Origin of the sequence: Streptomyces sp. SBT349 (assembly GCF_001083795.1) — a bacterium.
GTDB lineage: Bacteria > Actinomycetota > Actinomycetes > Streptomycetales > Streptomycetaceae > Streptomyces.
Genome location: NZ_LAVK01000510.1, coordinates 1 through 3,855, shown reverse-complemented (window position 1 = coordinate 3,855; position 3,855 = coordinate 1). Strand labels below are relative to the sequence as shown.

The window sequence follows — 3,855 nt, the reverse complement described above, 5'->3', positions numbered from 1 at the left end:
CACCCCCCCCCCCTCACCCCCGGCCCCAACCCCCTCCACGGCTGCACCACCGGCCTCGACAAACCCCTCTGGGCCGCCCCCCCCCCCCCCCCCGCCGGCCTCACCCTCCACCACACCAGCCCCCACGGCGACATGGGCTTCCCCGGCACCCTCACCACCCGCGTCGACTACACCCTCGACCAGGACGGCGCCCTCCGCATCGACTACCACGCCACCACCGACGCACCCACCGTCGTCAACCTCACCAGCCACATCTACTTCAACCTCGCCGGCGAAGGCACCGGAAGCATCGAGGACCACCGGCTGAGCGTGGCCGCCGGACGCTACACGCCCATCGACCCGACCCTGATCCCCACCGGCGAACTGGCCTCCGTCCGCGGCACCCCGTTCGACTTCCGCCGCGCCAAGCCCATCGGCCGCGACCTCCGCGAGGGCCACCCCCAACTGCTCATCGCCCAGGGGTTCGACCACAACCTCGTCCTCGACAAGGGCATCACCCGGCACCCGGAACCGGCCGCGACGCTGTACCACCCCGCGTCCGGCCGGACGATGAGCATCGCGACCACGGAGCCCGGCACGCAGTTCTACAGCGGCAACTTCCTCGACGGCACGCTCACCGGCACCTCGGGCCGCACCTACCGGCAGGGCGACGGGCTGTGCCTGGAGACCCAGCACTTCCCCGACTCCCCCAACCAGCCCGCGTTCCCCAGCACCGTCCTGCGCCCCGGCGAGACCTACCGCTCGACCACCGTCCACAGGTTCGGCGTGCGCCGCTGAGGCCCGGGGGCCTCAGCCCCGGCCGCGGCTCCAGCCCTCGGCGGCCAGCCGCGCCGCGTCGCGCGGCCTGCTGTCGTCGAAGACGACGCGCGGGCCGCGGGTGACGCGGATGGCGTCGAGGTGGACGCCGCGGCCCTGGTAGTCGCGGTCGGTGCGGTAGCTCCAGCGGATGTGCGTGGTGCCCGCGGGAAGGGCGGCCGTGGCGTGCAGCCACCGCCGCCCCGACCAGCCGGTGAACGAGCCGTCGGTGTCCCAGCGCCACTGTCCCGCGCGCAGGCCGAGCGGCACCGGGCGCCACGTCCCGCCGCCGTCGGCGGACGCCTCGAAGGCGCCCATGTCATGGGCCGGTTCGGTGTCGTACCACAGGCGGAACGTGGCCAGGCCGGCGCGGTCCAGGCCGCTCAGGGGGGCCGTCAGCGTCGCGGTGGCGGCGTCGGCCGTGCCCGCGAACCAGGCCGTCGCGCCGGAGACCGGGCGGACGGGCAGGGCGCGGGCGAAGGCGCGGGCGGGCATCCTGCGGTAGACGCTGTCCGTTCCCCAACTCCGCGTGGGGTGGACGCGGTTGGTGAGCATGACGAGGACGGTCCGCTCCACCGGGTCCACCGTGACGCAGGTGCCGGTGTAGCCGGTGTGCCCCGCCGTCACGGGCGAGCAGAGGGCGTCCATGTACGAGCGCTGGTCCACCTGCCAGCCCAGCCCCCGCGGCGAGGCGCCGATGTCGGCGTTGTGGTCGGTGAGCACCGCGCGGACCGTGTCCTCGGACAGGACGCGCGTGCCGTCGTACTGGCCGCCGTCGGCGAGGAGCTGGCAGAAGACCGCCAGGTCGGCCGCGGTGGAGAACAGCCCGGCGTGCCCCGCCACGCCGCCGAAGGCCCAGGCGTTCTCGTCGTGGACGGAGCCGCGGATCATGCCGCGGCCGGTGGCGGGCTGGTACTCGGTGGCGGCGACGCGCGGCAGCAGGCTCTCGGGCGGGTTGTACATCGTGTCGGTCAGGCCGAGCGGCCCGGTGACGCGCTCGGCGACCAGCGCGTCCAGCGGGGCGCCGGTGACGCGCTCCATCACCGTGGCGAGGGTGATGAGGTTGAGGTCGGAGTACTCGTAGCCGGCGCCGGGCGGGCGGGTCAGCGCCGAGGACCAGATCGCTGCGAGCCTGGCCTCGTTGTCGGGGAGGGACCAGAGGTTGACCCAGGAGACCAGGCCCGAGCGGTGAACGAGCAGCTGCCGCACGGTGATGGGGGCCTTGGCCGGGTCGGTCCCGGCGAACTCGGGGAGGTACCTCACCACCGGCGCGTCCAGGTCGAGCGCCCCCTGCTCGGCGAGCTGCGCGGCGACCGTCGCGGTGAACAGCTTGCTCACCGAGGCCAGGTCGAACACGGTGTCCTCGGCCATGGGCACCCACTGGTCGGCGGGCAGCTCGACCGGGGCGCCGCCCGCCTCGTCCCACGAGGCGTAGCGCACCGCGTGGCCGCGCGCCTCGTGGCTGACGATCACGCCGTCGCGCACCGCGATGAGCGTGAACCCGGGAAAGGAGGGTGCGGGCCGCCCCGGGCCGGGGGTGAGGAAGACCTCCGCCTCGTCGGCGATCCGCTCGACGTGCTCGGCGATCAGCCCCGCCTCCCCCGGCCGCCCGCGGCGCAGCGGCCGGGAGACGGCGGGGAAGCGGAGGTCCGCGGGCGTGAGGGTGGGCGGCCCCTGGCGCCACGCGGGGGAACGCGCCGGGCCCGCGGCGGCGGGGGCCGCCGCCGCGGAGAGCAGGGGTGCGCCGGCGGCCGCGGTCAGCCCCTGGAGCAAGCGTCTGCGTCGCATCGGGTGGGTGGTCCTTCCGGCGGAGGTGGGGAGGGCGCGGGTCAGCGGTAGAGCAGGTACTCGCGGCGCAGCGCGCGGAAGGCGGCGAGGTCGTCCTCCCAGAGGGCGGGGAGGTCGTCGGCGGCGGCGCCGTCCTCGATGGCGAGCCGGACCCGGTCGTTGCCGCTGAGCTTGTCCATCCAGAAGGCGTCGCCGCCGTCCTGGCTCCGCCAGCGGTGCTCCGGGAAGAGCCGCCACTGCTCGGTGATCATGGTCAGGGCGGCGCGAATCGGGTCGTGGGCGTCCGGGTCGGTGATCTGGACCTCGACGCCGCCGCACGTCTCGCCGGCCCACTTGGAGAAGGTGGGGGTGAAGTACGCCTCGCGGAAGCGGACGCCGGGCAGGCCGCGCTCGTTCAGCGCCTCCGACCAGCGGTGGTCGATGCCGGGGGCGCCGAGGAGCTGGAACGGCAGCGTGGTGCCGCGCCCCTCGGACAGCGCGCTGGCCTCGAACAGGCAGGTGCCGACGTAGAGATCGGCGGTGGTGGGCGTCGGCATGTTCGGGGAGGGCGGGACCCAGGGCAGGCCGGTGTCGGCGTAGCGGTGGCGGCGGCGCCAGCCGGACAGGCGTTCCACGTGCAGGTCGGCCCGCGCGCCGCCGGTGGCCTCGGGGACGAACACGTCGTTGAACAGGCGGGCCAGCTCGCCGACGGTCATGCCGTGGCGCTGGGCGATGGACTTGAGGCCGACGAAGGAGGAGTTGTCCGGGTGGAGCACGGGGCCCTCGGCTTCGGCGCCCGACAGGGGGTTGGGCCGGTCCAGGACGACGAACCGCAGGCCGAGGCGGGCCGCGGCCTCCAGTGCCAGGTACATGGTCCAGATGTAGGTGTAGAAGCGGGCGCCGACGTCCTGGATGTCGAAGACCAGTGTGTCCAGGGCCAGTTCGGCGAAGAGTTCCTCCATGGTGGCGGCGTTGTTGTAGGCGTTGTAGACGGGCAGTCCCGTCTTGGCGTCGATGAAGAAGTCCTCGCCCTCACCGGCCTGGGAGGTGCCGCGGAAGCCGTGCTCGGGCCCGAAGACGGCGGCGATGTCGACGCGGCCGTCGGCGACCATGACGTCCACGACGTGCTGGAGGTCGCGGTCGATGCCGGTGGGGTTGGAGATGACGCCGACGCGCTGCCCGTCGAGCGAGGCGTAACGGTCGGCCCGCAGCGTCTCGAAGCCGGTGCGGACCCGGCCGGGGGACCGGCCGGGTCCGCACCGGCTTCGAGACGCTGCGGGCCGACCGTTACGC

3 protein-coding genes are annotated in these 3,855 nt (G+C 74.3%); 1 reads left to right on the top strand and 2 read right to left on the bottom strand.

Going from position 1 to position 3,855, the window contains the following annotated elements; genetic code table 11:
* Positions 1-777: aldose epimerase family protein (locus tag ADY01_RS33825; RefSeq protein WP_049580591.1), on the top strand; the 777-nt coding region annotated here is incomplete at its 5' end.
* A 12-nt stretch (positions 778-789) separates the two neighbouring features.
* On the opposite strand, the gene ADY01_RS33820 is transcribed toward ADY01_RS33825, so the two are convergent.
* Both ADY01_RS33820 and ADY01_RS33815 read right to left on the bottom strand, forming a co-directional pair.
* A complete protein-coding gene (locus ADY01_RS33820) occupies positions 790-2,583 on the bottom strand; it encodes a serine hydrolase domain-containing protein (protein WP_063784463.1) in 1,794 nt (597 codons plus the stop codon).
* A gap of 41 nt (positions 2,584-2,624) precedes the next feature.
* The coding region (locus ADY01_RS33815) for an exo-beta-N-acetylmuramidase NamZ domain-containing protein (protein ID WP_049580590.1) at positions 2,625-3,855 on the bottom strand (1,231 nt) is incomplete at its 5' end.

Coding starts and splice junctions, on each gene's coding strand:
- ADY01_RS33820 (WP_063784463.1), bottom strand. CDS start 2,583: ATGCGACGCAGACGCTTGCTCCAGGGGCTGACCGCGGCCGCCGGCGCA.